Annotated in this window: 25 protein-coding genes; 15 read left to right on the top strand and 10 right to left on the bottom strand. The window is 43.2% G+C overall.

Annotated features, from left to right (window positions below):
• The first annotated feature begins 82 nt into the window (after positions 1-82).
• The 6 genes from L1D60_RS06065 to L1D60_RS06040 all read left to right on the top strand — a co-directional run bounded on the left by L1D60_RS06065 (position 83) and on the right by L1D60_RS06040 (position 2,999).
• Positions 83-538, top strand: a complete 456-nt coding sequence (locus L1D60_RS06065; protein ID WP_239840203.1) for a GNAT family N-acetyltransferase — start codon at positions 83-85, stop codon at positions 536-538.
• Positions 539-567: 29 nt separating this feature from the next.
• On the top strand, positions 568-1,182 hold the full coding sequence (locus L1D60_RS06060; RefSeq protein WP_239840202.1) for a LysE family translocator: 615 nt from the start codon (positions 568-570) through the stop codon (positions 1,180-1,182).
• Positions 1,183-1,210: 28 nt separating this feature from the next.
• Positions 1,211-1,393 (top strand): hypothetical protein, encoded by a 183-nt coding sequence (locus L1D60_RS06055; protein WP_239840201.1) that lies wholly within the window; start codon positions 1,211-1,213, stop codon positions 1,391-1,393.
• Between the two features lie 38 nt (positions 1,394-1,431).
• Positions 1,432-1,788: a MerR family transcriptional regulator gene (locus tag L1D60_RS06050; protein ID WP_239840200.1), complete on the top strand. Its 357-nt coding sequence runs from the start codon at positions 1,432-1,434 to the stop codon at positions 1,786-1,788.
• 58 nt (positions 1,789-1,846) lie between these two features.
• Complete coding sequence (locus L1D60_RS06045) at positions 1,847-2,236, top strand: carboxymuconolactone decarboxylase family protein (RefSeq protein ID WP_239840199.1); 390 nt, start codon at positions 1,847-1,849, stop codon at positions 2,234-2,236.
• Between the two features lie 136 nt (positions 2,237-2,372).
• Entirely contained in the window at positions 2,373-2,999 is a 627-nt protein-coding gene (locus L1D60_RS06040; protein WP_239840198.1) for a LysE family translocator, read from the top strand.
• A 126-nt stretch (positions 3,000-3,125) separates the two neighbouring features.
• On the opposite strand, the gene L1D60_RS06035 is transcribed toward L1D60_RS06040, so the two are convergent.
• Positions 3,126-3,479, bottom strand: a complete 354-nt coding sequence (locus L1D60_RS06035; RefSeq protein WP_239840197.1) for a hypothetical protein — start codon at positions 3,477-3,479, stop codon at positions 3,126-3,128.
• 312 nt (positions 3,480-3,791) lie between these two features.
• Between L1D60_RS06035 and L1D60_RS06030 the strand changes: the two genes are divergently transcribed.
• The 4 genes from L1D60_RS06030 to L1D60_RS06015 all read left to right on the top strand — a co-directional run bounded on the left by L1D60_RS06030 (position 3,792) and on the right by L1D60_RS06015 (position 5,728).
• A complete protein-coding gene (locus L1D60_RS06030; protein ID WP_239840196.1) occupies positions 3,792-4,097 on the top strand; it encodes an NIPSNAP family protein in 306 nt (101 codons plus the stop codon).
• Positions 4,098-4,227: 130 nt separating this feature from the next.
• Complete coding sequence (locus L1D60_RS06025; RefSeq protein WP_239840195.1) at positions 4,228-4,707, top strand: GNAT family N-acetyltransferase; 480 nt, start codon at positions 4,228-4,230, stop codon at positions 4,705-4,707.
• 83 nt (positions 4,708-4,790) lie between these two features.
• Complete coding sequence (locus L1D60_RS06020; protein ID WP_239840194.1) at positions 4,791-4,940, top strand: hypothetical protein; 150 nt, start codon at positions 4,791-4,793, stop codon at positions 4,938-4,940.
• 248 nt (positions 4,941-5,188) lie between these two features.
• Positions 5,189-5,728, top strand: coding sequence for an RDD family protein (locus L1D60_RS06015; RefSeq protein ID WP_239840193.1), 540 nt, complete (start codon positions 5,189-5,191; stop codon positions 5,726-5,728).
• A gap of 37 nt (positions 5,729-5,765) precedes the next feature.
• On the opposite strand, the gene L1D60_RS06010 is transcribed toward L1D60_RS06015, so the two are convergent.
• Positions 5,766-8,246 carry a CHASE3 domain-containing protein gene (locus tag L1D60_RS06010; protein WP_239840192.1) on the bottom strand — a complete coding sequence of 827 codons (2,481 nt, stop codon included), beginning with the start codon at positions 8,244-8,246 and terminating at the stop codon, positions 5,766-5,768.
• Positions 8,247-8,648: 402 nt separating this feature from the next.
• Here L1D60_RS06010 and L1D60_RS06005 point away from each other — a divergent pair, with 402 nt between their 5' ends.
• Complete coding sequence (locus L1D60_RS06005) at positions 8,649-9,827, top strand: EAL domain-containing protein (RefSeq protein ID WP_239840191.1); 1,179 nt, start codon at positions 8,649-8,651, stop codon at positions 9,825-9,827.
• Between the two features lie 162 nt (positions 9,828-9,989).
• On the opposite strand, the gene L1D60_RS06000 is transcribed toward L1D60_RS06005, so the two are convergent.
• The 6 genes from L1D60_RS06000 to rbsD form a co-directional block, all read right to left on the bottom strand.
• Complete coding sequence (locus L1D60_RS06000; protein ID WP_239840190.1) at positions 9,990-10,991, bottom strand: substrate-binding domain-containing protein; 1,002 nt, start codon at positions 10,989-10,991, stop codon at positions 9,990-9,992.
• 130 nt (positions 10,992-11,121) lie between these two features.
• Entirely contained in the window at positions 11,122-12,063 is a 942-nt protein-coding gene (rbsK, locus tag L1D60_RS05995) for a ribokinase (protein WP_239840189.1), read from the bottom strand.
• Between the two features lie 179 nt (positions 12,064-12,242).
• On the bottom strand, positions 12,243-13,121 hold the full coding sequence (gene rbsB, locus L1D60_RS05990; protein ID WP_239840188.1) for a ribose ABC transporter substrate-binding protein RbsB: 879 nt from the start codon (positions 13,119-13,121) through the stop codon (positions 12,243-12,245).
• Positions 13,122-13,260: 139 nt separating this feature from the next.
• A complete protein-coding gene (gene rbsC / locus L1D60_RS05985; RefSeq protein WP_239840187.1) occupies positions 13,261-14,253 on the bottom strand; it encodes a ribose ABC transporter permease in 993 nt (330 codons plus the stop codon).
• Entirely contained in the window at positions 14,250-15,755 is a 1,506-nt protein-coding gene (rbsA, locus tag L1D60_RS05980) for a ribose ABC transporter ATP-binding protein RbsA (protein ID WP_239840186.1), read from the bottom strand. Before rbsA ends, rbsC begins: the two co-directional genes overlap by 4 nt.
• Before the next feature lie 38 nt (positions 15,756-15,793).
• A complete protein-coding gene (gene rbsD, locus L1D60_RS05975) occupies positions 15,794-16,213 on the bottom strand; it encodes a D-ribose pyranase (RefSeq protein ID WP_239840185.1) in 420 nt (139 codons plus the stop codon).
• 439 nt (positions 16,214-16,652) lie between these two features.
• On the opposite strand from rbsD, the gene L1D60_RS05970 reads away from it, so the two are divergent.
• Positions 16,653-17,249 carry an outer membrane beta-barrel protein gene (locus L1D60_RS05970; protein WP_239840184.1) on the top strand — a complete coding sequence of 199 codons (597 nt, stop codon included), beginning with the start codon at positions 16,653-16,655 and terminating at the stop codon, positions 17,247-17,249.
• 17 nt (positions 17,250-17,266) lie between these two features.
• Positions 17,267-17,668 carry a hypothetical protein gene (locus L1D60_RS05965; protein WP_239840183.1) on the top strand — a complete coding sequence of 134 codons (402 nt, stop codon included), beginning with the start codon at positions 17,267-17,269 and terminating at the stop codon, positions 17,666-17,668.
• A gap of 6 nt (positions 17,669-17,674) precedes the next feature.
• Here the strand turns inward: L1D60_RS05965 and L1D60_RS05960 are convergent, their stop codons facing one another.
• On the bottom strand, positions 17,675-18,667 hold the full coding sequence (locus L1D60_RS05960; RefSeq protein ID WP_239840182.1) for a winged helix-turn-helix domain-containing protein: 993 nt from the start codon (positions 18,665-18,667) through the stop codon (positions 17,675-17,677).
• Between the two features lie 345 nt (positions 18,668-19,012).
• Here L1D60_RS05960 and L1D60_RS05955 point away from each other — a divergent pair, with 345 nt between their 5' ends.
• Complete coding sequence (locus L1D60_RS05955; RefSeq protein WP_239840181.1) at positions 19,013-19,591, top strand: porin family protein; 579 nt, start codon at positions 19,013-19,015, stop codon at positions 19,589-19,591.
• Positions 19,592-19,678: 87 nt separating this feature from the next.
• Here L1D60_RS05955 and L1D60_RS05950 read toward each other — a convergent pair whose 3' ends face one another.
• Positions 19,679-20,725 carry an endonuclease/exonuclease/phosphatase family protein gene (locus tag L1D60_RS05950; protein WP_239840180.1) on the bottom strand — a complete coding sequence of 349 codons (1,047 nt, stop codon included), beginning with the start codon at positions 20,723-20,725 and terminating at the stop codon, positions 19,679-19,681.
• A gap of 449 nt (positions 20,726-21,174) precedes the next feature.
• Here L1D60_RS05950 and L1D60_RS05945 point away from each other — a divergent pair, with 449 nt between their 5' ends.
• Complete coding sequence (locus tag L1D60_RS05945) at positions 21,175-23,058, top strand: extracellular solute-binding protein (protein WP_239840179.1); 1,884 nt, start codon at positions 21,175-21,177, stop codon at positions 23,056-23,058.
• Position 23,059: the final 1 nt, after the last annotated feature.

The raw sequence follows: 23,059 nt of genomic DNA, 5'->3' as shown, positions 1-23,059 counted from the left end.
AGAGCTTAATGCGTACTGTTGTATAGACGGAAATTATCAATGATCAGTTGGGTCTTTGGCAAGATACTAAAGTAGAGTAACAATGATAAAACGACTGCCGAGCACTGATGCGTCTCTTATAGAACTCTCGAATACAGTGTTTGCCGAACTACGAAATATCTATCGCCCAACGGCGCTAGCTCAACAGATTAAAATGACGTCAGCGGATGATTGGAGTTGCTTCGGTTATTACTCGCAACAGCGATTGGTTGCGGTTGTATGCGTTAAATTCAACGGGGACACACTTCATTTAAGTGCACTTGCCGTAGCATCCACTTCGCGCCGAAAAGGAGTTGCTCGACATCTGATCTCGGAAGTTCAGCAAATGTTCCCTCATGCTAATCAAATATCGGTTTGGTGCGTTGAACAAACCGGCAATGTTAGTGTTTTTGAGTCACTGGGCTTTAATGTCGTAGAGAGAATAGAGTCTGGCTATTTTGAATTGACGAATACGTCAGATGAAGCAGCCATTGAGGTACGACTTGAGCGCAAGCTTTGAAAGTAACAATGAATCATTAAGGAAAAGTAGTGGAAATCTGGAAATTACTATTTTTTATCCCCGCGTGCTTTGCGCTGAACATGACGCCCGGCCCAAATAACCTGCTGTCGATGAACAATGCGCGCTGTTACGGTTTTAAGTCTGCCTTTATCGCTGGCCTTGGGCGAATTGCGGCGTTCGCGGTCATGATTGCATTAGCGGCATCGGGATTAGCCGTGGTTCTGTATGCGTCTCAAACGTTGTTTCTTACCATCAAAATTGTAGGTGCTGCGTATTTGTTGTGGATAGCTTTCAATCTCTGGCGTTCTGAGGCAAGCCCTATATCCGAAATTGACAGTGTTAAGAGCCGTTTAGGGTTAGCTAAACAAGAGTTTTTATTGGCAGCAGGTAACCCGAAAGCGATTCTCATCTTTACGGCATTTCTTCCGCAGTTTGTCGATGTGTCGGCCAATGTAAACGAGCAGTTTTTGATTCTCGGGCTTACGTTTTTAGTCTTGGAGTTAGGGGCAATATCGCTCTACGCCATATTTGGTATTTATTTAAGGCAGTGGTTCACCAAGCCCCAAATGGCAAAACGATTCAATAGGGCATGCGCCTCCTTTCTGGCGTTGTCTGGCGCGAATCTGTTAATCAGTCGCCAATAGTTTATCTGTTAATGACAAGGAGTTTGAAATGAAAAAGACATTTAAAAATGTCAGTGCGGAATCTGGCGAAATCACGGTGCAATTAGATCAAACTAAGCTGAGCTTTCACGTTGAATCTGGCGCTGAGTTTACATTGGAAACAAGCGAGGGCTCAGATGTGGTGTTTTCCTCGACTAGTCCAGATGTAAACCTCGTCATTGAGTCAGTGTGATTGGTGCTTAAACAATAAACCTGCTGGGAAGAAGCACAATGAATATCAAAGAGTTTTCTAACTTAGTGGGTTTGTCTGCTCATACGTTACGGTACTACGAGAAAATCGGTTTGCTGAAAAATGTTCAACGCACCTCTAGCGGACACCGTGCTTATACATTGAAAGATCTAAAGTGGATAGAGTTTGTAGTGCGTCTAAAAGAGACGGCTATGCCACTGGAAGAGATACTGAAATACGCAAGTTTGAGAGAACAGGGAGCAAGTACTGTGCTACAGCGCCAAGTGTTGCTCGAGAAACATCAACAGAACCTCGAAGCTCATATTGAACAACAGCAATCTCATCTTGCTGCACTTGAAAACAAAATTGACCTCTATAAAAACGGTAAAGTTGGTTGACTTAGAGTGAACTCTAACTTGTAAGCTTTCTCTTATTCGAACAGATAGGAGAACAACCATGGAAACATCGCGTTTTGATAAAGGGCTCGAATTGCTGACAGAGATCGATGGAGAAGCTGGGCAGAATGTTATCGAGAGTCTACAAGATATCTGCCCCGATTTAGCCAAATATACGATTGAGTATCCTTTTGGTGATATCTATGCGCGTAACGGACTTGACCTTAAATCCCGAGAAATCGCGACCGTTGCTGCATTAACGGCTTTAGGCAATTGTGCTCCTCAACTTAAAGTGCATTTAAATGCGGCACTTAATGTGGGGTGCAGTGAAGAAGAGATCAAAGAGGTGATCATCCAAATGTCTGTGTATGCAGGGTTTCCAGCTGCGCTGAATGGCATGTTTGCGTTCAAGGAAGTCCTAGCCGAGCGTTCTGACCATCAACAAGCATAAAATTGAAGCCCAACACTTGGCATTTTAATCCAGTGTTGGGTTTGTTCTTTCTTGAGTAATGGTTTAGCTTAGCAATTGAGGTTGCTTTATTTTTAACCAGATTGTAACAGTCGAAATCATATAACAAGGAGGTTTTATGTTTCCCTTAGAGGTATTTGTCACCTATACATTAGCGTGTTTACTACTGGTGATTTCACCGGGGCCAGACAATTTGCTCGCCATTGGGCGAGGTTTGAGCCAAGGTCGATTTGCCGCGATTGTGTCTGGGTTGTCGTCAGGCGTGGGTATTCTATTTCACGTTGTTGCGGCTACATTCGGCTTAACACTGCTTATTCAAACCTCTGAAATCGCGTTCTATGCAGTTAAGTTGGTGGGTGCGGCTTACCTTATCTGGCTGGGCGTGAAAGTGCTTCGCTCACGTAATTTGTTTTCGTTGGAACCCGCTAAGAAGCAGTCACTTAAAGTGATATTTTCGACCGGATTCCTTTCTGCGGCTCTTAACCCTAAACCGGGTATGTTCGTGTTGGCATTCGTTCCGCAATTTGTAAACCCAAGCTTAGGGTCTGTAACAACGCAGATGATCGGTTATGGGGTGTGGTTTGCGGCATTGACGGCACTGGGCTTTAGCTTGATGGGTGTATTCTCGTCTCAGCTGTCTGACTGGTTCAGAAACAAACCCAAGTTGGTGTCAGGACTTAATATTGGCGCGGGCGTGACCTTCGTGTCATCAGGATTGGCCGTGGCTTTCATGAAGCAACGATAGGTGATTTAAAGTCCCGTTGTTTGCAGTGGCGAAGCGTTTAAAAATGAATGAAATAGGGCGTCGCAATGACGCCCTTTTGACTATTTATGGATGCTAAACGTGTCGTAATCACGAAACACGTTTAAATTAGTTAAAGCTCTTATCCGACGTGATTTTTGCTAGACCAGCGATCAGCTTCCAAAGTGTGTAGACGAACGCGACTAATAAAACAACGTAACCCACTACAAAGACAACAGTAAGAAAGCCAACGATGCTGAGTACGATTGAAACCCAAAACGTCTTAATGATGTTGTCGTAATGATCAGCAAAGACAGTCCCTTGAGCATCAGATTTTTTAACCATCGCCCAAATACCACCTGCAAGAAAGCTAATACCCGTAAAGAAGCCTAGTAGCATTAACGCGTATGCGACGATCGCATGAGTTTTTGCATTTTTCTCAGTTTCTGATAAACCCGTACTCATTGTTTCAGTCTTTTCCATGTTATTGATTCCTATGTTAATTTGAACATCAATATGCTACGGCAATATGGAATCAATGTTCACTCTTTTGTTACTTGTTGCATATGTTGCATTTGGCGGTGTGAGATATTTTGTATTTCGTGCACAACTTGTCCTAGATGAAAGTTGGATAGGTAAAACAAGACGCGAAAAAAGAGTCGGTATAAAACCAAGTTGATGACAATGTGGTGACCGCCGAGAATTAACCGGCTTAAATTAACTCTGATTAGAGTTCCGTTTACGCTTGAGGTACTCTGGCTGATTCAATAAACGCAACAAAAGGAATGACTGCGTATGATCACCTGTTATGTTCGCTATGTGATAGATCCCAAGAAAGTAAAAGAGTTCGAAGAGTACGCCAAGATGTGGATACCGTTGGTGGCAAAATTTGGTGGACAGCACAATGGTTATTTCTTGCCTTCTGAGGGAGCAAACAATATCGCGTTGGCATTGTTCACTTTTGAAAGCCTGACGGCTTATGAAGATTATCGAATCAAGTCTTTGAAGGATCCTGAGTGTATTGAAGCTTTTGCTTTCGCTGAGAAGGTTGATTGTATTCTCAGTTATGAACGCAGTTTCTTCCGTCCGGTTTTGAGTTAACCCTTATATTTTGTGTTTGCAAGTTCATAAAGCTTGGATTTCAGCGAAGGCTAGCAATGACGACTGTGTTGTAATGGAAGTAATGTTGAATGAGAACATCAAAGCTTATAGATAAAGGAATTGAATAGATATGGTAACAATCGAGCGATTGACGCAACCGCTAATGGACGCAGTAAAGTCAGTGCAACTGACAGATGAACAAGTTAAATTTGCAGGTACTGCCGAAGAGTTCTTACAAGACGTGACTGAGACTACCCACCTCCATGTGATTAAGCTCGATGATGACGTTATCGGTTTCTTCAAGCTTGATATTGCATACTCTGATAATTATGAGTTTTGCCCGGCAACGGCTCTAGGCTTGCGAGCGTTCGCGTTAGATAAAAGACAACAAGGTAAGGGGCTCGGAACTGCAGCAGTTAAGGCATTGTTCCCTTATCTGAAAGAGTATTATAGTTCGTTCGAATTTATCTATTTAACTGTAAATCTAAAGAATCCAGGTGCCATTGCCTGTTACCAGAAGGGTGGTTTTGAAAAGACTGAAGAGTTGTATCTCGGAGGTGCCGCTGGCTCACAACATATTATGCGTGGGAGGTTGCAAGCCAGAAACTAACCACAATATTCTTGATATTTACTATTGACCTAAAGTTAACTTGAGGTCTTATTCTCTCTGTAAAACAACAAGGAGAGAATGTTATGCAAAATAATTACATCAAGGCCCTAGCGGTCAAAACTTACCAAGAAGAGCTCACTCGAGAGTACGTCATTTCGAAGAAAAGACCATTTCACCCACCCAGCTTTACCTTTGGTTTTATCATTGCGTTGTTGTTGATTCAGTTCATTTAGAATTCGTATTAAACCGACGGTTGTTGGGTAAAAGTGTTTATATATCATATTGTTACTATATTGAGTTGAATTATTTTTAAGAAAATTATATAAACCATGCAAATTTATAAATGTTATCGATTGCATATTATTACTTAGGCTAGGGGTAATCTAAGTTTCAAGCCTAAATCATTAGGACTCGCGAGCATTTATATATACAGAGTATTGAATATGAACATTAATACTTGGCATTTTTCAGGGAGTTAGCCATGTTAGGGCAAATTGACGGTAGTGAAGTGAAAATCGCATCTAGGTGGTCGCGATTTTGGGCTTGGTTTCTTGATGGATTAATTGCTGCAGCGATCATGGTCGTACTCTTTTACTTTGAGCCAACGCGAAACTTAGTGCTTTCTAACGCTGCATTTGGGCCGATTTCTTCATTAGTTTTTTCAGCTGTTCTGTACCTTCTTTGTCATGGGTACTTACTAAACAAATACGGTCAGACCATTGGTAAGAATGTGTTCGAGATAGCCATTGTTTCGATGGACAATCAACTTTTGAGCCTATCGAAGATCTTCTTTATGAGGTGGGTTCCTTTTACCCTCATGGTATTTGTTCCTACTATGCTAATCGAAGTGTTCCCGAGCATGGGGTGGTTCAAGTTAGTTTCCTTATTAGGCTTGCTTGCCGGCACCGTAAACATTCTGTTTATTTTTGGCAAACAGAGGCGTTGTCTGCATGACAGATTAGCAGGAACAAAGGTCGTGGATGTTTCTAAACCAAGGACAGTCGATTTTCGTGAAGCTTGATTGCTCTCGATAGCGTTAAGTGTGAGTATTTGAAACATCATTGTTTAAGGCGGTTTATCTGGCTCGTAGTTGGGCTTTGATATGCCGCTTTAATTCTTTGTGCTTGGTGAATATTCACTAGCAGTCGGTTAATGAGTTTTTGCAGTGGCTCAATCTCGGGTAGCTTATGATTCTTAGTTTGAGTTTCTAAATCCATCGACTGTTGGGTGAGTGTGTTTAGCCCTAAATTGAGCGCCACTCCTTTGATTGAGTGGAGCGTTTTTTGTAGCGACTCGACCTCTTTGGCCATGTAAAACCCGATTAGCTGATCAACAGATTCTTCGAACTCAACAATGGTTGAATCAATCAGTGTCGCTAGCCCTTCGCGATCATCTTGCAGTATTTGAATGATTTCAGATTGGCTGATCTCTTCCTCTGTGAGTCGCAACTTCTCTATTGGTTCACGGTGTAGCGTAATGACATTGTCATGGTTTTCGGCGCTGCTCCCCACAGCGTCGTTAACACTGTTTGTGTGATTAGGAAGTCGACAAGCGAAGTGGTGCAGGGCATCCAAGAAACTTTCTTGTTGAAGCGGCTTGGTCAACACGTGATCTGCACCGGCTTCGATGAACTTATCGTGTGCTTCACGAAACACATCGGCGGTATAGGCGAAGATAAGTATGTTGAGTCCTAATGTTTGTCTGATATAACGAGTCGCTTCTATCCCGTTCATTTCTGGCATGTGGTTGTCCATCAATATAAGATCAAAACGCTCAGCCTTGAGTCGCTCTATTGCAACCACACCACTTTCTGCAAGTGATACATGGTGTCCATAATTTTCGCAAAAACCTTTAGCGACAATGGCATTTACTCGGTTGTCTTCAACCAACAAAATATTTAACGGATGTTTATTGGTAGGGCTGAGTGGGGAGTGTGTCTCTATTTCTAGAGACGTTTCACTTTCGCGCCATGTCATGGGCAAGGTGATTTTGAAACGAGTCCCTAAGCCTGGCGCACTGTTCAGTGTTATCTCACCACCCATCAAATTGACGAGGTTTTTGACTATGGCTAAACCAAGCCCAGTTCCACCAAACTTTCGTGTTGTTGATGTATCAGCTTGTTCAAAGGAGTTGAAAATGTGTTGGTGTTTGTCGTGAGGAATACCAATGCCAGTATCCGTTACAGTCAATTCAAGTGCAGAGCTTGCTGGGTTCAAACCAGTTTGAATAAGTACGTAGCCTTGATTTGTGAACTTGGCGGCATTGCCTCCTAAGTTGAACAAGATTTGACGTAAGCGCGCTCGGTCACCCAAGAGTTCTATATGCTCGCCAATACTATTCTCGGTAAGCAGTTGAATGCCTTTCTCATTGGCTAATGGCTGAAGTGCGCTACAAACCGGTTGAAGTACTTGGTTGAAGTGAAATGGCTCAATTTCTAGCTCAAGCTTGTTCTCTTCAACTTTCGAGAAATCCAAAATATCGTTGAGAACAGTCATTAGGTGCTGCCCAGAGTCGAGAATGATATCGATATTCTCTTTGGTTGAGGGCTCTTTGGTTTGTGAAGCAATGATTTGTGATATGCCTAAAACGCCATTCATCGGGGTGCGAATTTCGTGGCTCATGGTCGAAAGGAATTCACTTTTGGCTTTGACGGCAGCCTCTGCCTTCTTACGTTCTTTGATCAGAGCTTCGTTGGAAGAGCGCATCTTCTGATCGCTTTGGAGTAAGTTATCGGTCATTTTCTGAAAACTGTGTGTGAGTTGGCCAACCTCATCCTTGGCATGGAGACTGCGGCTCAGTTTGAGAGTGTTAGCACCTTTGTCCAATTGTCCTTCGGAGACTTGATAGGTTGCCTCTAGTAAGAGTTCAAGGCGTTTTCTGATGCGTTTAGAGCACCAAATTACAACTAATAGTGAAATCGCAACGCTAAAGATCTCTCCGCCCAAGAGTACGAATGCGGTTTGATTTGCACTGTTATCGGACTCAATAACGCGAATATTAATTAGCTCATTTTCAATTTCAATAAACTGAGCTATCTCTTTTCTTATCTCATCAATAATCGCTTTACCGGTCTTTTGCTGAGCAAGTGTTATTACACTGAGTAAAGGCGCCTCACCCAAATCAACGAGTTGGCGTTGGGCTATCTCTTTTTCTCCCGACTCTGATAACCATCTATCCAATAAAGCATTGATGCGATATAAGCGCTCCACTTGATCTGGGTTGTCATCGACCTGTTTGGCTAGTGTTGTGACTCTGTCTTTCCATAGGGAAGATGCGAGGTGGTACGGCTCAAGAAAATCAGTATTACCGGTCAGTAGATAGCCACGTTGCCCAGTCTCCATATCGACGACCAGACTTAATAGCTCTTGAGCACGAGCAATTGCTTTGTGGGTATGAACAACCCAATGGTTATCTTTCACCATCGATTGGGTATTTTTATAAACCGAAAGGGAAACCAACAACATAAAAATGATGGGGATGGAGAAACTCACGAGCAATTTCTTTTGGATGGATATGTTGTCAAACCAATCTGCAACCATCTAGATACATGCCTCAAACTGTTTGCCATATTGAATTATTGTAGAAGAGAACAGTGAAAATGTTAGGTGTTAAGATGCATATTGGTGTGACCAGTTATCGAGAATTGCAAAATACTCCTTTAGAGTAGTGCGCATGGCCAGCATTGAACCTGAAATTTTTGGATAAAAATGAACAAGCGATCGCTCAGTTAGACAGTAAATCTTCGATTTAGATGAGAGATTGATGATGTGGTTTAATAAATATCGATATTTTTATAAATTATACGCATGTGTTGTAACAAATTGTAATCATTCATGTTAGCATTTGGTTCGTTATACAACTATTCACTATGCAAAGGATTGGAACCGTAACAATCAGTGATGGTTTTCAACGTTAGAACACAACATCTATAAAATATAAAAATGAATACATATTTCTTCGCTAAACAAGCAATTTTTAAGAATGACAAATCAGTTTTTGGCTATGAGGTTTTATTTAGAAAGAAAGGGAATGAGCCATTAACATCTATTCCTGATAATGCAACTGATTCAATAATAACAGGGAGTCTAACACTCAGTCCGATTACTCGTATTGATAATCAAAAGTACTGGTTTTTCAACTTCTGCGAACAAGATATGTTGAAGAGAACGTATCGCATTCTTCCAAAAGAGAGGGTGTGTCTTGAAGTTTTAGAAACGACGATACCATCGAAAGCTCTATTACAAGAAGTTAGGGCGGCTAAGGCTTTAGGATATCGGATCGCTTTTGATGACTTCTCGCCAGACAACCCTTGGCGGCAATATCTTGCTCTTGCTGACATCATTAAATTTGACCTTACTAAGTGCGATTTCGATTACATTCAAACGGTAATGAGTGTATGTGACCACCCGTGCTTGTTTCTTGCAGAAAAAGTAGAAACAGAAGATGAATTTAATCAGTGTCTTGAAATAGGGATGGACCTTTTTCAAGGCTATTATCTTGAAAAGCCACAATTACAAGAGTCAAATAATTTAACTCCAAGGCAATCAACCCTAATTAAAATATTAGAGAAGGTTAATTGTAAAAATATTAACAAGCACCAGTTGGAAAATGAGATTAAAAAAGACGTAAGCACTTATATTAGTATCATTAAAACTGCCAATGATATTAGTATCAAATTATCAAAACCTATCGTTAATATTAAACATGCTATTAACTATTTAGGTTTGTATAAGATACAGGTTTTGGTCTCTACCATCATTTCGTCTGAGCTATGTAGTAATGACTACTTGTACGATAAAGCGATAAACCGTGCGAAAATGTTTGAGTTCTTGTGTCGAAAATCTAAGAATCGGGAAGTTAACCATTGTGGATTTTTTATCGGTCTGATAACCATTTTGGATGACATTACACGCAATGGAAGTCAACGAATCATTGACTCGATTAATCTAGAGCCACGAATTCGTGAACAACTCAAGCATAGGAAGGGAGAGTTGGGCGAAGTCCTAAATCTTGTTGAGCAGCTTGAAACTTCAGATAATTTTCTTGAAAAACTTCCGAGTAACATATCCGATGCAACAGTTGACGATGTTCAAGCGATGTACAATCGGATCTACGTTTAAATACGAGCGCGCTAATTAAAACTAGCGCTTTTTGTTTATTTGGCGCGTTATATTGAAAAGTAGCTTTAGTCGCTGCTACCTGTTAAAAAGCCTCGCTGTTAAAAGCGAGGCTTGTCATCATTTTTAGGGCGAATAAACACTCAGGCTTACTTTAACTGCAATTTATAAAGCCATAACGCTGCTTCGTTCTACCAGCGTTGGCTCTAGCTCTACAACTTGAGGGTAAACTTCTGGCGACTCTAAACGGCTTAATAGGGTATCAACCGCGGCTTTACCTAGTCGATGCTTTGGCTGGTGGATGGTTGTTAATGCAGGGGTCATGTATTTCGACAGGTGAATATCATCGTAGCCGATCAATGAAAGATCTTGTGGTACTCGCAACCCGTCTTGTGTCGCTGCGTGAATTACACCCATTGCCATCATATCGTTACACACGAACAGGGCGCTTGGCAGTCTTCCTCGGCTTTTTAGGGTTTGAAACGCATCAAAACCGCCGTCACACTCGAAGTTAGATTCAACGATCCAATCGGCACGGACTTCTATGTTTGCTTCACTCATCGCTTGTTTAAAGCCTTCATAGCGCGAAGATGCTTGGTTGCGGTGTAGAGGGCCTGTAATACAGCCAATTTCAGTATGGCCGTTATCAATAAGATGTTGTGTCGCCATGTAACCCCCTTGATGGGAGTTATCTTGAATCTTGTCGCTTGCGAATAACATTGGACCCCAATCCATGACAACGACAGGCAATTCTGGGTAGCGTTCGAATACGTCCAGATGTTCCCCTTCTAAAGTTGAGCACATCAACATTAAACCGTCGACACGCTTCTGTAATAGAGTGTCGATGGATGATTTCATGCGCTCACTGTCGCCCTCTGTATTACAAAGTATCAGATTGTAGCCTTTCTCATAGCAACGTCGTTCAACACCCTTCACGACTTCACCAAAAAATGGGTTAGTCGAGGTGGTCACCAGCATGCCTACCGTTTTGGTTTGCTTCATTTTAAGACTACGCGCAAGGGCTGAAGGCGCATAGTTGAGCTCTTTAGCTGCCTTGTTAACACGCTCTGCGATTTCGTCGCTTACAAATCGAGATTTATTGATTACATGACTAACGGTAGAGGTCGAAACCTTGGCAAGTTTAGCGATGTCTTTCATTGTTGCCATAATTATTCCTTGTGGTGCTGTTCGTTCCACTTTGGGCGATATTCTGCCTTAAAACAGAGAGTTGTGCGTAACAAATTATTTAGATTTTATTACGCACCAGTCGATATACGTATCGTTCTGAAGTTTGTAATTACCCTAACTGTTCAGCAAGAAAGGCGTCTGTCTCTTGGCGTGATGGTATTGATGTTTGTGCGCCAAATCGAGTCACAGAAATAGCAGCTGCAGCGTGTGCAAACTTGATTGCTTGCTCTAATGGCATGTCTTCCAGTAACCCAGTGACGAGTGCGCCGTTAAAGGTATCGCCAGCGGCAGTCGTGTCTGTCGCTTCAACGCGGAAACCTGCAATTAATTCGCCTGTGCTTTCTTCACCACCTTGACCTTTGTAGCTAACCCACACTCCTTTGGCACCTAGCGTAATCATAACAGTATCAATGCCTTTATCGTGCAGTACTAATGCTGCTTGATGTGCTGTCGCGTTGTCAGTCACGGTAACACCTGTCAGCACTTCTGCTTCGGTCTCGTTTGGTGTAATTACATCGACACACGCTAATAACGTATCTGGTAAAGGGCGAGCAGGCGCTGGGTTTAGAATCACTTTGGTGCCGGACTCTTTGGCGACTTTTGCCGCGTACTCGATGCCTTCAATTGGGGTTTCCAATTGAGTTAGAAGGTATTTCGCACCGCGGATCTTCTCTAGGTGTGGTTCGATTTGTTCACAAGTCAGCTTGTTGTTTGCTTCTGGAGAAAGACAAATGCTGTTTTCACCTGCTGCTGATACTTGGATCATAGCGATGCCCGTAGGTGTGTTCTCTGCCACGATTACACCATCGATATTGATTCCATCGTTAGCGAAATCTTGGCGAATATTGATACCAAACGGGTCGTCACCGACACAGGCGATGAAGCCGATATCCGCATTTAATCGTGCTGCGGCTACTGCTTGGTTTGCGCCTTTACCGCCAGGAATGACCTGATAGTTACCGCCAATTAAAGTTTCACCAGGGCGAGGGAAAGAAGGGACTTGCAGTACATGGTCAGCATTTACGCTACCTAAAACAATCAGTTGAGTCATGATACGAGCCTTATGATATATCGTATTTGAAAATGCATGGCTGTTTCTCATCATTGCTAATTGGCTATAGAGGTATCGCGCAATGAGAAAGAGCAATGCACTATCTTGTTGAAAATAAAGCAGGGAGTAGGGGAGGCTCCCTGCTTTGTATTGCTTACTTTAATAACGATTAATATCGATTACTTAGATACAATTTTTAGAGGTACTGGTACGTACTCGTCTACTTTCTCGCCCTTCAGTACTTTGTCAGCGATCTCGATACCTAAAGAACCGATTAGGTCTGGTTGTTGTGCAACGGTTGCGCCAAGTAGGCCACGGTTAACAGCTGCGATGCCGTCGTCTGTGCCGTCGAAGCCAACGATCATTACGTCTTTACCAGAAGCTTGAACTGCGCGTAGTGCACCTAGAGCCATTTCATCGTTCTGAGCGAATACGGCTTCAACGTCTGGGTTAGCTGCAAGTAGGTTTTCCATTACGTTCAGACCTTTAGTACGGTCGAAGTCAGCAGGTTGGCTTGCAAGAAGCTCAAGGCCGCTGCCGTTTACTGCGTTCATGAAGCCTTCACCACGTTCACGAGCGGCAGAAGTACCAGCGATACCTTCAAGTTGAATTACTTTCGCTTTTTCGCCCACTTTTTCCATGATGAAGTGACCTGCCATTTCACCACCGATTACGTTATCAGAAGCGATGTGGCTTACTACGTCACCACGGCTTGCACCACGGTCTAGGGTAAGTACTGGGATGTTTGAGCGGTTTGCCATGCGAATTGCGTTAGACACAGCATCTGAATCGGTTGGGTTTATCAGGATTGCCTTAACACCACGAATGGTTAGATCTTCAATGTTCGACAGCTCTTTGCTTGGGTCGTTTTGAGAATCAAGAACGATAAGCTTGTAGCCTAGCTCTTCAGCTTTCGCTTCCGCGCCATCTTTCATGGTTACAAAGAATGGGTTGTTCAATGTAGACAGAACGATTGCCATTGTATCTTGCGCCTGTGCAGACACAGAAACAGTTGTAGAAAGCAGAGCAGCAGAAATAAGAGTCGCTAATTTTTTCATGGTGTAAGTCCTTTGTGTAGGGTGAGCTAGGAGGTGAGTCCTAGCTCGTTGTTACATTATTTATAGATTTAATGTTTGTTATTTATCGATGCTTTTCTGTTGAAAAAAGCAAGGTGTTACATTGACTCAAACTAGAGTCTTATTTGTTTTTGTTGTCGACCAATACCGCCAGAAGAATAACCACTGCTTTTGCAATCATCTGGTAGTACGAAGATACGTCTAGTAGGTTTAGGGCGTTGTTTAGGAAGCCGATAATCAGTGCACCAATCAATGTGCCCATGATGCGACCACGACCGCCAGCTAAGCTGGTACCGCCAAGAACCACGGCTGCGATAGCGTCTAGCTCATAACCCATACCTGCGGTTGGTTGAGCTGATGACAAGCGAGAAGCTACGATGATGCCTGCTACCGCTGCTAACAGACCACAGATTGCGTAAACGCCGATTTTTACTTTGTCTACGTCGATGCCTGATAGGCGAGTTGCTGATTCGTTACCACCAAGCGCGTATACGTAACGGCCAAAGCGTGTGTGGTTAAGTAGGTACCAAACTGATGCGAATACTACGACCATGATCCAAACTGGAACCGGTACACCCATTGCGTAGCCTGTACCGAACCAAGCGAACGCATCTGCTGTGTCTGTAAAGCCTGTTGAGATAGGACGACCGTCGGTGTAAACCATGGTTACGCCGCGAAGTAGTGTCATGGTCACTAGCGTTGCGATGAAGGCTTGAACCTTACCTTTTGCAATGATCACACCACTGATAGCACCCAGTGCAGTACCCGCTAGTAAAGCGGTTGGCACAGCGACCATTACAGGGATTTCCATGCCAATCATGCTGGCAGCGAATGCACCACAAAGCGCTAATACAGAGCCAACGCTCAAGTCGATACCTGCGGTTAGGATAACCAGCGTCATACCTACTGCGATGATTGCGTTAACCGAGGTTTGGCGAAGGATGTTTAGAATGTTATCGACAGTAAAAAAGTTCGGGTTTAAGAAAGAGACGATAACAATCAGGAAGATCAAAGCGATTAATGACTTTTGATCAATCAGCCACTCTTTGCTGATTAATGGCTTTTTCTTCGGCGCTTCAGTTTCAGTTGTTTTGCTCATGGTTTTGGTACTCATGCTGCGTCCTCGTTAATCTTTTTACCGACCGCACACGCCAGTAATAATTCTTGGTTTGCTTCTTTAGCGTCAAATTCACCGCTGATGCGGCCTTCATGCATCACCATGATGCGGTCACTCATTCCTAATACTTCTGGCATTTCAGAGGACACCAAAATGATGCTCATGCCGTCGGCTTTAAACTTATTAATGAGTTGGTAAATCTCTTTTTTCGCGCCGACATCGACACCACGGGTTGGCTCGTCGAGAATCAGTACTTTTGGCTTGGTCATCAATCCTTTAGCAATAGCCACTTTCTGCTGATTACCGCCAGAAAGGTTGCCGATGATCTGTTCGCGAGTAGGGGTTTTGATGTTGAATAGCTTGATGAAGTCATCAACGGCGATTACTTCGTCCTTGTGTTGGATTTGTGCGCCTTTGGTTAGTATGTCTAATGAACAAAGTGACATGTTCTCTTTCACTGAAAGCCCAAGCACTAAGCCGTCACCTTTACGGTCTTCAGAGATATAAGCGATGCCATTCGCAAGGCCATCTCTTGGACTGGCTGGGTTAATGGTCTTGTTGTCTAGGTTAATGACGCCGCGTTCACTCGGAAGGGCACCGTAAATCACCTTCATCAATTCAGTACGGCCAGCACCCATTAGCCCTGATACGCCAAGGATCTCGCCGCGTTTTAGGGTAAAGCTAACATCATGCACACCAGAGCCAGTAAGGCCAATCACTTCTAGGCAGGTTTCACCATGGCTTGGTTCGATACGAGGGTACTGCTCGTCGAGCTTACGACCAACCATCATTTCGATTAGGCCATCTTCGTCAGTGTCTTTTACTTCGCACTGACCAATGAACTTGCCGTCACGAAGTACGGTGATGTCGTCACAAATTTCAAAGATCTCTTTCAAGCGGTGAGAGATGTAAACAATGCCGCAGCCTTCATCGCGTAGTTCATTGATTACCTTAAACAGAGACTCGGTTTCAGTATCGGTTAGGGCATCTGTTGGTTCATCCATGATGATGACCTTAGACTCAAATGACAGTGCTTTCGCAATCTCTACCATCTGCTGCTCACCTAGGCTCAGCTCACCAAGTGGTGTTTTAGAACTGTGCTTTACGTTTAGGCGTTTTAGCAGTTTGTCGGCTTCTTGGTACATTTCATTCCATAGAATACGTCCCATAGCCCCTGTGATTTCACGACCTAAAAAGATGTTTTCGGCAATCGTCAGTTCAGGAATCAGATTCAGCTCTTGGTGAATGATACTGATACCTGCTTGTTGTGAATCGCGTGGGCCTTTAAAAGCCGCAGGCTGACCTTGATAGTGGATGGTGCCAGCATCAAGATGATAGATGCCAGTCAGCACTTTCATTAAGGTTGACTTGCCTGCGCCGTTTTCGCCCATCAGCGCCATTACGCGTCCTGGGTAAACGTTGAGGCTCGCTTTATCCAAGGCTTTTACGCCAGGAAAAGCTTTCTCAATTGAGTTAAGTTCTAAAATGGCTTGAGTCATGTGGTTTCCTTTACTCGGGGCCAGGTTATTTAATTTGCTTAAAAAGTCACACCAGCTTGGAAGATGACATTTGCATAAGGGGTGCATTCACCGGTGCGTATCACAGCACGACTTTCATTGGTGCGCTGTTTGAACTCTTCATGGCTTACATAGTTGATAGCGATGGTTTTGCCACAGCGTGCTTCTTCCGTTTTGATTTGATCGATGAGCACCGAGTGATGTTCAGGGCTCACTTGAGCAAACTCTTCTGCGATAACCACACCTTCAATTTGAGATTCATCGAGCATGGTTTTTACCGTTTGCTCAAAGCTTGGAACACCGTGGGTTAACGCTAAGTCAATGCGACGTACGTGATCAGGAATCGGTAGGCCCGCATCACAGATAGTGATTTCGTCAGTGTGGCCTAGAGTCGCCACAAGGTAAGAAAGATCGGAATTAATGAGAGTACTTTTTTTCATAACACTACCTATTGGGCAATTTTTCGATGCTGGAACAGGGTTAAGAAAATGGCATCGAAACGTTTCGATAGGAATAATAGTGTTTGAATTGTTAAATGCACGGATCATTCTAGAAGAGTGTGATGATGATCATCGAAACGTTTCGATGGGGCGGTAAACATTGAATTGGATCACGTAAGTGATAGTTGTATCAGTATGCTGTAGGGTTGTTTGATATTGGACGATGACGCAAATTATCACGTCTGAGTATTTTGATTCGCTCTTTGCGAGAAATAAGTTGGTGAAACCTAAAAGAATATAAATCCTTTAACTTCATAGGATTGCTTTGCATTTCAACCTGAATCTGGGTTTGGTTATAAAACGGTTTGCTAGACGTTTATTTTTTAGAACTGTTTGTTGTTAGGTTTCAGCGCTCACTTAAACAACTATTGGAACTCAAATGAGAACTCAACTCTTGATAGCGGCAGGTTTGCTATCACTTAACGCACACGCTTCAGATTCACGATTTTATCTGGGTGTTGGTGTCGGCGAGACAGATTTAGATGATGGTGTAGAGGCCGAGAAAGCACCTTACCCAGTGGAGTCAAACACAGAAGGTCAAGCATACAAACTCTATGGTGGCGTAAGACTTAATCAGCACATAGGTTTTGAAGGGCAGTACACGAGTTATGGAGATACCGTTTACTCTTCGCCTACGAAAGGAAAGCTGTCGACTGTTGAGATCAAAACGTATTCGTTAGCGGCGAATGTTGGTTATCACTTTGATTTTGGATTACGACCTTTCGTGACTGTCGGTTTGGGGATGGTTGATATAAATGCACAGGCACCCGCTAGAAACGGTAGTGCTGCGGTAGCTAATGATGAGCAAGAAGTTCTAATGAGACTAGGAGCTGGGCTTGAATATACTCACCCTGCATTGCGACAAGTTACTTTTAGGCTGGCTTATGAAAAAGATGAGTTTGATATTACCGAACGTGGAGTGACTGAATCATACAGTGTCGCTAGTGCGTACCTTGGGGTAAGCGTTAATTTCTAAAGGAGTAGCGTGAGCGTATGAACAACAGGATTATGAACAACTGGATGTTGCGCCTGACTGTGATTAGCACATTGAGCTTAGTGTCGCTTGGAGTGTCTGCCTCGTCGTTAAAAGTTCAATTGTTTAACAATGAGAACAATCTGGAAATCAGCGTAGAGGCTTATCAAATGGACACTTGGCAGGCGACTCAAAAGGGCGATTGTACTTACTACAGTAAAGTGACAGAACACTACTCTGATCAAGATAGGAAATACAACAGTGGCTATCTTCTGCAAGCAAGGTTGAGCTGCGTGTATAGTGAACACAACAGTGATTACTATTATCTACCGGAGCTATTCTTAACTACCGACGGAAAAGCGGCTGTCTCATTTGGTGATGATGACAGCGTGACGTTTCATTATGAAGCGAGCTTATCTTAAAAGAGCTTAATAAGCGCACAGCGACATACTGTTCTTAATCATGGTGTTAATGGCAGGGATGAGCTGATTTTGACTCAAGGACGAGTGGCTATACTTCAAATCATCCAGATCTTCGCGGTCAAAAATTTGCGCCTTTAAACTGTAGTGGTTAGTTCTTGTCGTTGACTCATTAAATTGAATCAATAAAGAGACAGGACACTCTGTCTGCAACAGCTCATTTGCGTAAATCGCATTGGTTAAGATCTGCAACGCCAATAGATATTCTGATTCGTCATTCACGTAAAGCGTTTTATTGTTACTGGTCAGTTTTTCAAAGTGTTGCTGCTCTACGTCTCCTTTTCCCTTAGCGTGAATCATCGAACAATAGGTCGTAACAGCCAATAGGCTGAATGCGATCAATAACCCCAGCATCTGCAAAACTCCAGCCCCGCGAGAGTGGTTTAAGTTGTAATTGTGGCCATTCATTCTCGAACCTACATGAATATAACGCATTAAACCTTGCAAAAACTGAGCGAAATTACTTGGCTCTTGAGCTGGTAAGCGAACGCTTTTGCTTGTCGTGATTGAATCGTGGCTTGGTCGATCATTTGTGACGATGTCGCTTTTATTCAGTAGTGATGCGTCTCCGTTATCTGGCTTTGTATCTTTATTCTCGGCACTGAACTTTTCTAGCAAAGCTGGGTGTTGAGGCTCAGTAATGCAGAAGCGGTATCCAACTTTATTCACCGTTAATACTTCAACGCCGTCAGCTCTAAGGCGTAACAGTGTTTGTCTAATGTTTGAAATAACATTCGTCAAAGCCTGATCAGAGACGATGCAACCTGTCCAACATTGTGCGAATAGTTCATCTCTAGACACAGCAAGCCCGTCGTTCTCAATCAGCACTTGAAGTACTTCATGAGCGAGAGGGCGCAGGGTCACTTGTTTTCCATCTTGGTTGGCGATGGTCTTGTTCTTAGTGTTGATGACTAAGTTAGAGATGATCTGTATGTGTTTCATTATGTTTGCGCTTCAATTTGATTAAGGTGGATGTGAAACCAATCTTTTTTCTTATCGCTAATTATGACCTGCGAAGATAAACCGAATGTAAACGGATGTAAGTGGTGATGATTTGGTTTTATTTTTATTTAGGCGCGTGTGTGATTGGTGTGTTTTATTATATTTCATTAAAAATCATAGCTTTATGTTGTTTGTTTTTTATCATTATAAAGTCGTGATGATTTTGTTTATTTTTCCTAGCTATCTGCCATTAATCTCTTCGCCAATTCGGAATTACCCGAAATAGATTCGTGTTTGCCATAGAGGCAACCCCAAATATGCAGTGATAAGCAAGGTTATTAAGTAATGAACAAAAAACGAGTTCTTGGCGCAATGTTAATGTCAGGTCTTTCTTTTAACGCTATGGCGGCGATGGATAGAGGTTGGTATGTCGGTGGTGGCTTAGGGGATACCGAAATATCGTCAGATACAAAAGCAGCTGACGCCCTAGATGCGGAAGACTTAACACTGCGCGGCATAGCAGGACTTAAGTTCAACCGAATTTCATCTATTGAATTTCAGTATGCGAACTATGGTGAAATTAAAGGCAAGGGTACTAACGTGACTATGATGGAGCCAACCGCTTTATCGATTGCCGGTAACATTGGTTATACGTTTGATAATGGAATTCGCCCGTTTGGTCTGATCGGACTGACTTATATCGACCTAGATAGCAATATCCCTAACTTTGATGATAAAGGTGAGGCCCTGAGGTTTGGGTTAGGTATTGAGTACATGCCACGCCAGTTAGACAACTTGTCGTTTCGAGTGGCTTACGAATCAGATACGTTTGATATCGTGCAGAGTTATAACAATGGCACAAGCCAAAAAACGGATACTGTGACCATTAATTCTTTTTACGCAGCGGTGAGCTACCACTTCTAATCGCTGTGTGATGTTAAGCCTCGTTGGGGAACAGGCTAGCCGCGATATCTATCGCGGCTTTTTCATTTAAAGGTGTAGTTCGACCTATCAAAACGTTCGTATATGGGCGGTAACACTTACAACGCCATGATCAGTACTGAATTGGTCGACTTCGAAGCTTGGATTAATAAGATGTTGGTCTTGCACTTGATAGTCGGTGATCTCCATCAAGCTAGAAGAGTTTTGGCAGTCGAACTCATTGGAAAGCAAGATGTAATCGAGCACAGAACCTGATGCACCGTAATAGTGGGTAGGCGCACGTTGAACCAACAAATCTTCTTGATGAAGCTGATGATAGAGATCCCAGCTGTCGCGTAATCTAAAGTACTTTAACCAGTTCCGACTCTCTTCATTTCTATTGAGTGAGTCATTGAGCAGACCTTTAAACTCATCACTGGTGAGTGGCTTATTGAAGTCGCCCATTAAAACCACTGGTCGCTCAGTTTGATGACGTTGACGGGTTATGTATTCATGCAGTACTTGAACTTCCATTCCTCTTTGTACACTCGACAGCCACCATCCCAGTTCTTGCTGATGAAACTGAGTTAACGTATCACTATGAATCGGTGATGCAGCTGAGCGCAGCGCATCTTTTTCTGGTTTTTCTGCTTCAATAGGGCGTTGGGATTTAAAATGTACCACGTAACAATCTGTTAGTCCGAGGTGAGGCAATTCAATCGTGGCATGTACCGGTAAACGGTTGAAACTAAACTCCCGCAATAAAGGCTTTTGAAACTGCTCAAGTAATTGAGGTGACATTGTCACTGATTGGGTTTCTTTGATCGGATAGCGAGAGGCAATCGCAACCACGGGATCTCGAAATAGGTAATCACTCTCAACATTGGGTTTATCCACCACAGAAAAGAAAGGGTAGCCCATTTCGTTGACTAAGGCTTCGAGTGACGCAGGGCTGAACACTTCTTGGAATCCAATGACGTCGCTGTCGGCTTTTTCGATGGCGCTTTTGATCCACCCTTGTTTTTTTGTCCATTCTTCGAAGCTGTAGATATTTTCGAAGTCGTAGTAAGCGTTGGGTGGCTCAAGGTAATTGAAAAGATTGAATGTCGTAATAGTTAGGCGACTTGGTGTATTCAAAAGTAGATTCCTAAAAGTCAGACGCTGTAATAAAGCGTGGGCGCTAGCTTTAGTATACGTCATCTCATCATTGGTGCCGATAGTCGGCTCGCTCGCGAAGCATGGATGATTTGTAATCAGCTGTTTGAAAGGGCGGGAGAGAGTTTGAACTTGTTAGAAGGGCGGTTGACTAACTCACAGTAGAGTTATCTCGCTTTAAGTAAAGAGCGTAGCTCCGTCGTTCCAGTTTTAACCATCCATTATGGGATGCGTGCGGCTTAATCCGGCGTATTTCGATTGATGCGTTGGATTGAGACTTTACTTAAGAAAAGCGTGTTTCGATGTGCTAACTGTTTTATTAGTTATTACATGGCGTTAGATTTTTCTCTATACTTATTTTTATTATCGTGTGTCCAATTTATGGCGTATTTAATCACACTATTCATCAAATCATTTGAAGGGAGAGTCAAATGGGAACAGATTGCCGAGTTAATCCAATTAAACGGTCAACACTTTTTCGCTTAACCCACTACTCACGCACACTAGCACTGCCTCTCATGGCGCTCTTGCCTATTTCTTCATTTGCTTCTGAAGATGGCGTTCAAGTCATCGAAACAACTCAGTTGGTTGGGTTTGGTGAAGCGAAGTATCCATCTGACTTCAAGCACTTTGATTATGTCAATCCTAATGCCCCTAAGCAGGGAAAAATCACCTATGGTGCGATAGGCACATTTGACAGCTTTAACCGTTTTGGCTCTCGTGGTGTGTCGGCAAGCTATAGCGGTGAACTCTACGATACCTTAATGTTTTCACCAGCCGACGAAATTGACGCCTATTACCCGCTGATTGCTTCTAAGGTACGTTATGCCAGTGATTTTTCATGGCTAGAGATAGATATTAACCCAAAAGCACGTTTCCAAGATGGTAAGCCTATCACCGCGCACGACGTAGCTTTTACGTTTGAGAAGTTCTCAGAAGAAGGCGTACCTCAGTATCGTGTGTACTACAAAGACATTAAGTCGGTAACTGCGGTATCTGACTTAGTGGTTCGCATCGAAATGGCGACACCAAATCGCGAGAAACTGTTTAGTTTTGCCCAGAGCACACGTGTACTGCCAAAGCACTACTGGCAAGATAAAAAACTCTCTGAGCCGTTAAGTGAGCCTCCGGTGGGTAGCGGACCTTATAAAGTAATCAACTACAAGTCGGGTCAAAGTGTTACCTATGGATTAGATGAGAATTACTGGGCAGCTGATTTACCAGTCAATGTCGGGCGCAACAACTTCGAACGCGTCCAGTATGATTACTACCGTGATGACACAGTAATGTTAGAGGCTTTCAAAGCGGGTGAGTTTGATTTCCGTATGGAGAACTCGGCCAAGTTTTGGGCAAACTCTTACACTGGCAGTAACTTCGATAAGGGTTACATCGTCAAAGAGGAGATCGCTCACGAACGCCCAGAATCCGCGCAAGGCTTTGTGTTTAACACTCAATCAGAGGTGTTTAAAGACCCCAAGGTTCGTGAAGCATTAACCTATGCGATGGATTTTGAGTGGATGAACAAGAACATGTTCTACAACCAGTACGATCGAACGCGTAGTTATTTCCAGAACACCGAGTACGAAGCAACAGGCTTACCATCTGATGCAGAAGTGGCGGTACTTTCCGAGTTTAAAGATCAAATTCCGCCACGTGTATTCACTGAGGAGTTCCAGCCGCCTGTTACCGATGGCAGTGGCCGTATTCGTACACAAATGAGAACGGCATTTAAACTTCTAAAGGAAGCTGGTTGGGTGCTGAAAAACAAAGTGATGACCAACGAGAAAACAGGGCAGACGCTCTCTTTCGAATTGCTGATCTACAGCCCGACTACTGAGCGTATCTCGATTCCATTGCAAAAAAATTTGAAGCGAATGGGTATCGATATGAAGATCCGAACTGTTGATACTACTCAATATATCAAGCGCTTGCGTGATCGTGATTTCGATATGGTTTCTTCCGCATATTCAGCGAATGCTTACCCAAGTCCGAACCTGATGATTGCGTGGAACTCAAACTATATTGATTCTACTTACAATACTGCGGGTGTGATCGATCCTGTTATCGATTCTCTAACTGAGCAGATCTCTAAGAGTCAGCAAGACCCTGAAAAGCTGCTAACGTTAGGCCGTGCTTTAGACCGTGTATTGCAGTGGAACTTCTACACCATTCCTCAGTGGCATTTGGGTAAATACCGTGTCGCAATGTGGGATAAGTTTGAGCGCCCTGATACCTTGCCAAAATATGACCTTGGTGTTGATACATGGTGGATCTCGCAAGACAAAGCGAAACTACTGCCTGAAAAACGTCGTTAGG

Source organism: Vibrio sp. Isolate30, assembly GCF_022397975.1.
Lineage (GTDB): Bacteria > Pseudomonadota > Gammaproteobacteria > Enterobacterales > Vibrionaceae > Vibrio > Vibrio fortis.
This window is presented reverse-complemented; position numbering and strand designations above follow the sequence as displayed.

What these genes read in the sequence shown, in the direction of transcription:
- L1D60_RS06065 (WP_239840203.1), top strand. Translation starts at nt 83, where the DNA reads ATGATAAAACGACTGCCGAGCACTGATGCGTCTCTTATAGAACTCTCG.
- L1D60_RS06055 (WP_239840201.1), top strand. Translation starts at nt 1,211, where the DNA reads ATGAAAAAGACATTTAAAAATGTCAGTGCGGAATCTGGCGAAATCACG.
- L1D60_RS06050 (WP_239840200.1), top strand. Translation starts at nt 1,432, where the DNA reads ATGAATATCAAAGAGTTTTCTAACTTAGTGGGTTTGTCTGCTCATACG.
- L1D60_RS06045 (WP_239840199.1), top strand. Translation starts at nt 1,847, where the DNA reads ATGGAAACATCGCGTTTTGATAAAGGGCTCGAATTGCTGACAGAGATC.
- L1D60_RS06040 (WP_239840198.1), top strand. Translation starts at nt 2,373, where the DNA reads ATGTTTCCCTTAGAGGTATTTGTCACCTATACATTAGCGTGTTTACTA.
- L1D60_RS06035 (WP_239840197.1), bottom strand. Translation starts at nt 3,479, where the DNA reads ATGGAAAAGACTGAAACAATGAGTACGGGTTTATCAGAAACTGAGAAA.
- L1D60_RS06030 (WP_239840196.1), top strand. Translation starts at nt 3,792, where the DNA reads ATGATCACCTGTTATGTTCGCTATGTGATAGATCCCAAGAAAGTAAAA.
- L1D60_RS06025 (WP_239840195.1), top strand. Translation starts at nt 4,228, where the DNA reads ATGGTAACAATCGAGCGATTGACGCAACCGCTAATGGACGCAGTAAAG.
- L1D60_RS06020 (WP_239840194.1), top strand. Translation starts at nt 4,791, where the DNA reads ATGCAAAATAATTACATCAAGGCCCTAGCGGTCAAAACTTACCAAGAA.
- L1D60_RS06015 (WP_239840193.1), top strand. Translation starts at nt 5,189, where the DNA reads ATGTTAGGGCAAATTGACGGTAGTGAAGTGAAAATCGCATCTAGGTGG.
- L1D60_RS06010 (WP_239840192.1), bottom strand. Translation starts at nt 8,246, where the DNA reads ATGGTTGCAGATTGGTTTGACAACATATCCATCCAAAAGAAATTGCTC.
- L1D60_RS06005 (WP_239840191.1), top strand. Translation starts at nt 8,649, where the DNA reads ATGAATACATATTTCTTCGCTAAACAAGCAATTTTTAAGAATGACAAA.
- L1D60_RS06000 (WP_239840190.1), bottom strand. Translation starts at nt 10,991, where the DNA reads ATGGCAACAATGAAAGACATCGCTAAACTTGCCAAGGTTTCGACCTCT.
- rbsK (WP_239840189.1), bottom strand. Translation starts at nt 12,063, where the DNA reads ATGACTCAACTGATTGTTTTAGGTAGCGTAAATGCTGACCATGTACTG.
- rbsB (WP_239840188.1), bottom strand. Translation starts at nt 13,121, where the DNA reads ATGAAAAAATTAGCGACTCTTATTTCTGCTGCTCTGCTTTCTACAACT.
- rbsC (WP_239840187.1), bottom strand. Translation starts at nt 14,253, where the DNA reads ATGAGTACCAAAACCATGAGCAAAACAACTGAAACTGAAGCGCCGAAG.
- rbsA (WP_239840186.1), bottom strand. Translation starts at nt 15,755, where the DNA reads ATGACTCAAGCCATTTTAGAACTTAACTCAATTGAGAAAGCTTTTCCT.
- rbsD (WP_239840185.1), bottom strand. Translation starts at nt 16,213, where the DNA reads ATGAAAAAAAGTACTCTCATTAATTCCGATCTTTCTTACCTTGTGGCG.
- L1D60_RS05970 (WP_239840184.1), top strand. Translation starts at nt 16,653, where the DNA reads ATGAGAACTCAACTCTTGATAGCGGCAGGTTTGCTATCACTTAACGCA.
- L1D60_RS05965 (WP_239840183.1), top strand. Translation starts at nt 17,267, where the DNA reads ATGAACAACAGGATTATGAACAACTGGATGTTGCGCCTGACTGTGATT.
- L1D60_RS05960 (WP_239840182.1), bottom strand. Translation starts at nt 18,667, where the DNA reads ATGAAACACATACAGATCATCTCTAACTTAGTCATCAACACTAAGAAC.
- L1D60_RS05955 (WP_239840181.1), top strand. Translation starts at nt 19,013, where the DNA reads ATGAACAAAAAACGAGTTCTTGGCGCAATGTTAATGTCAGGTCTTTCT.
- L1D60_RS05945 (WP_239840179.1), top strand. Translation starts at nt 21,175, where the DNA reads ATGGGAACAGATTGCCGAGTTAATCCAATTAAACGGTCAACACTTTTT.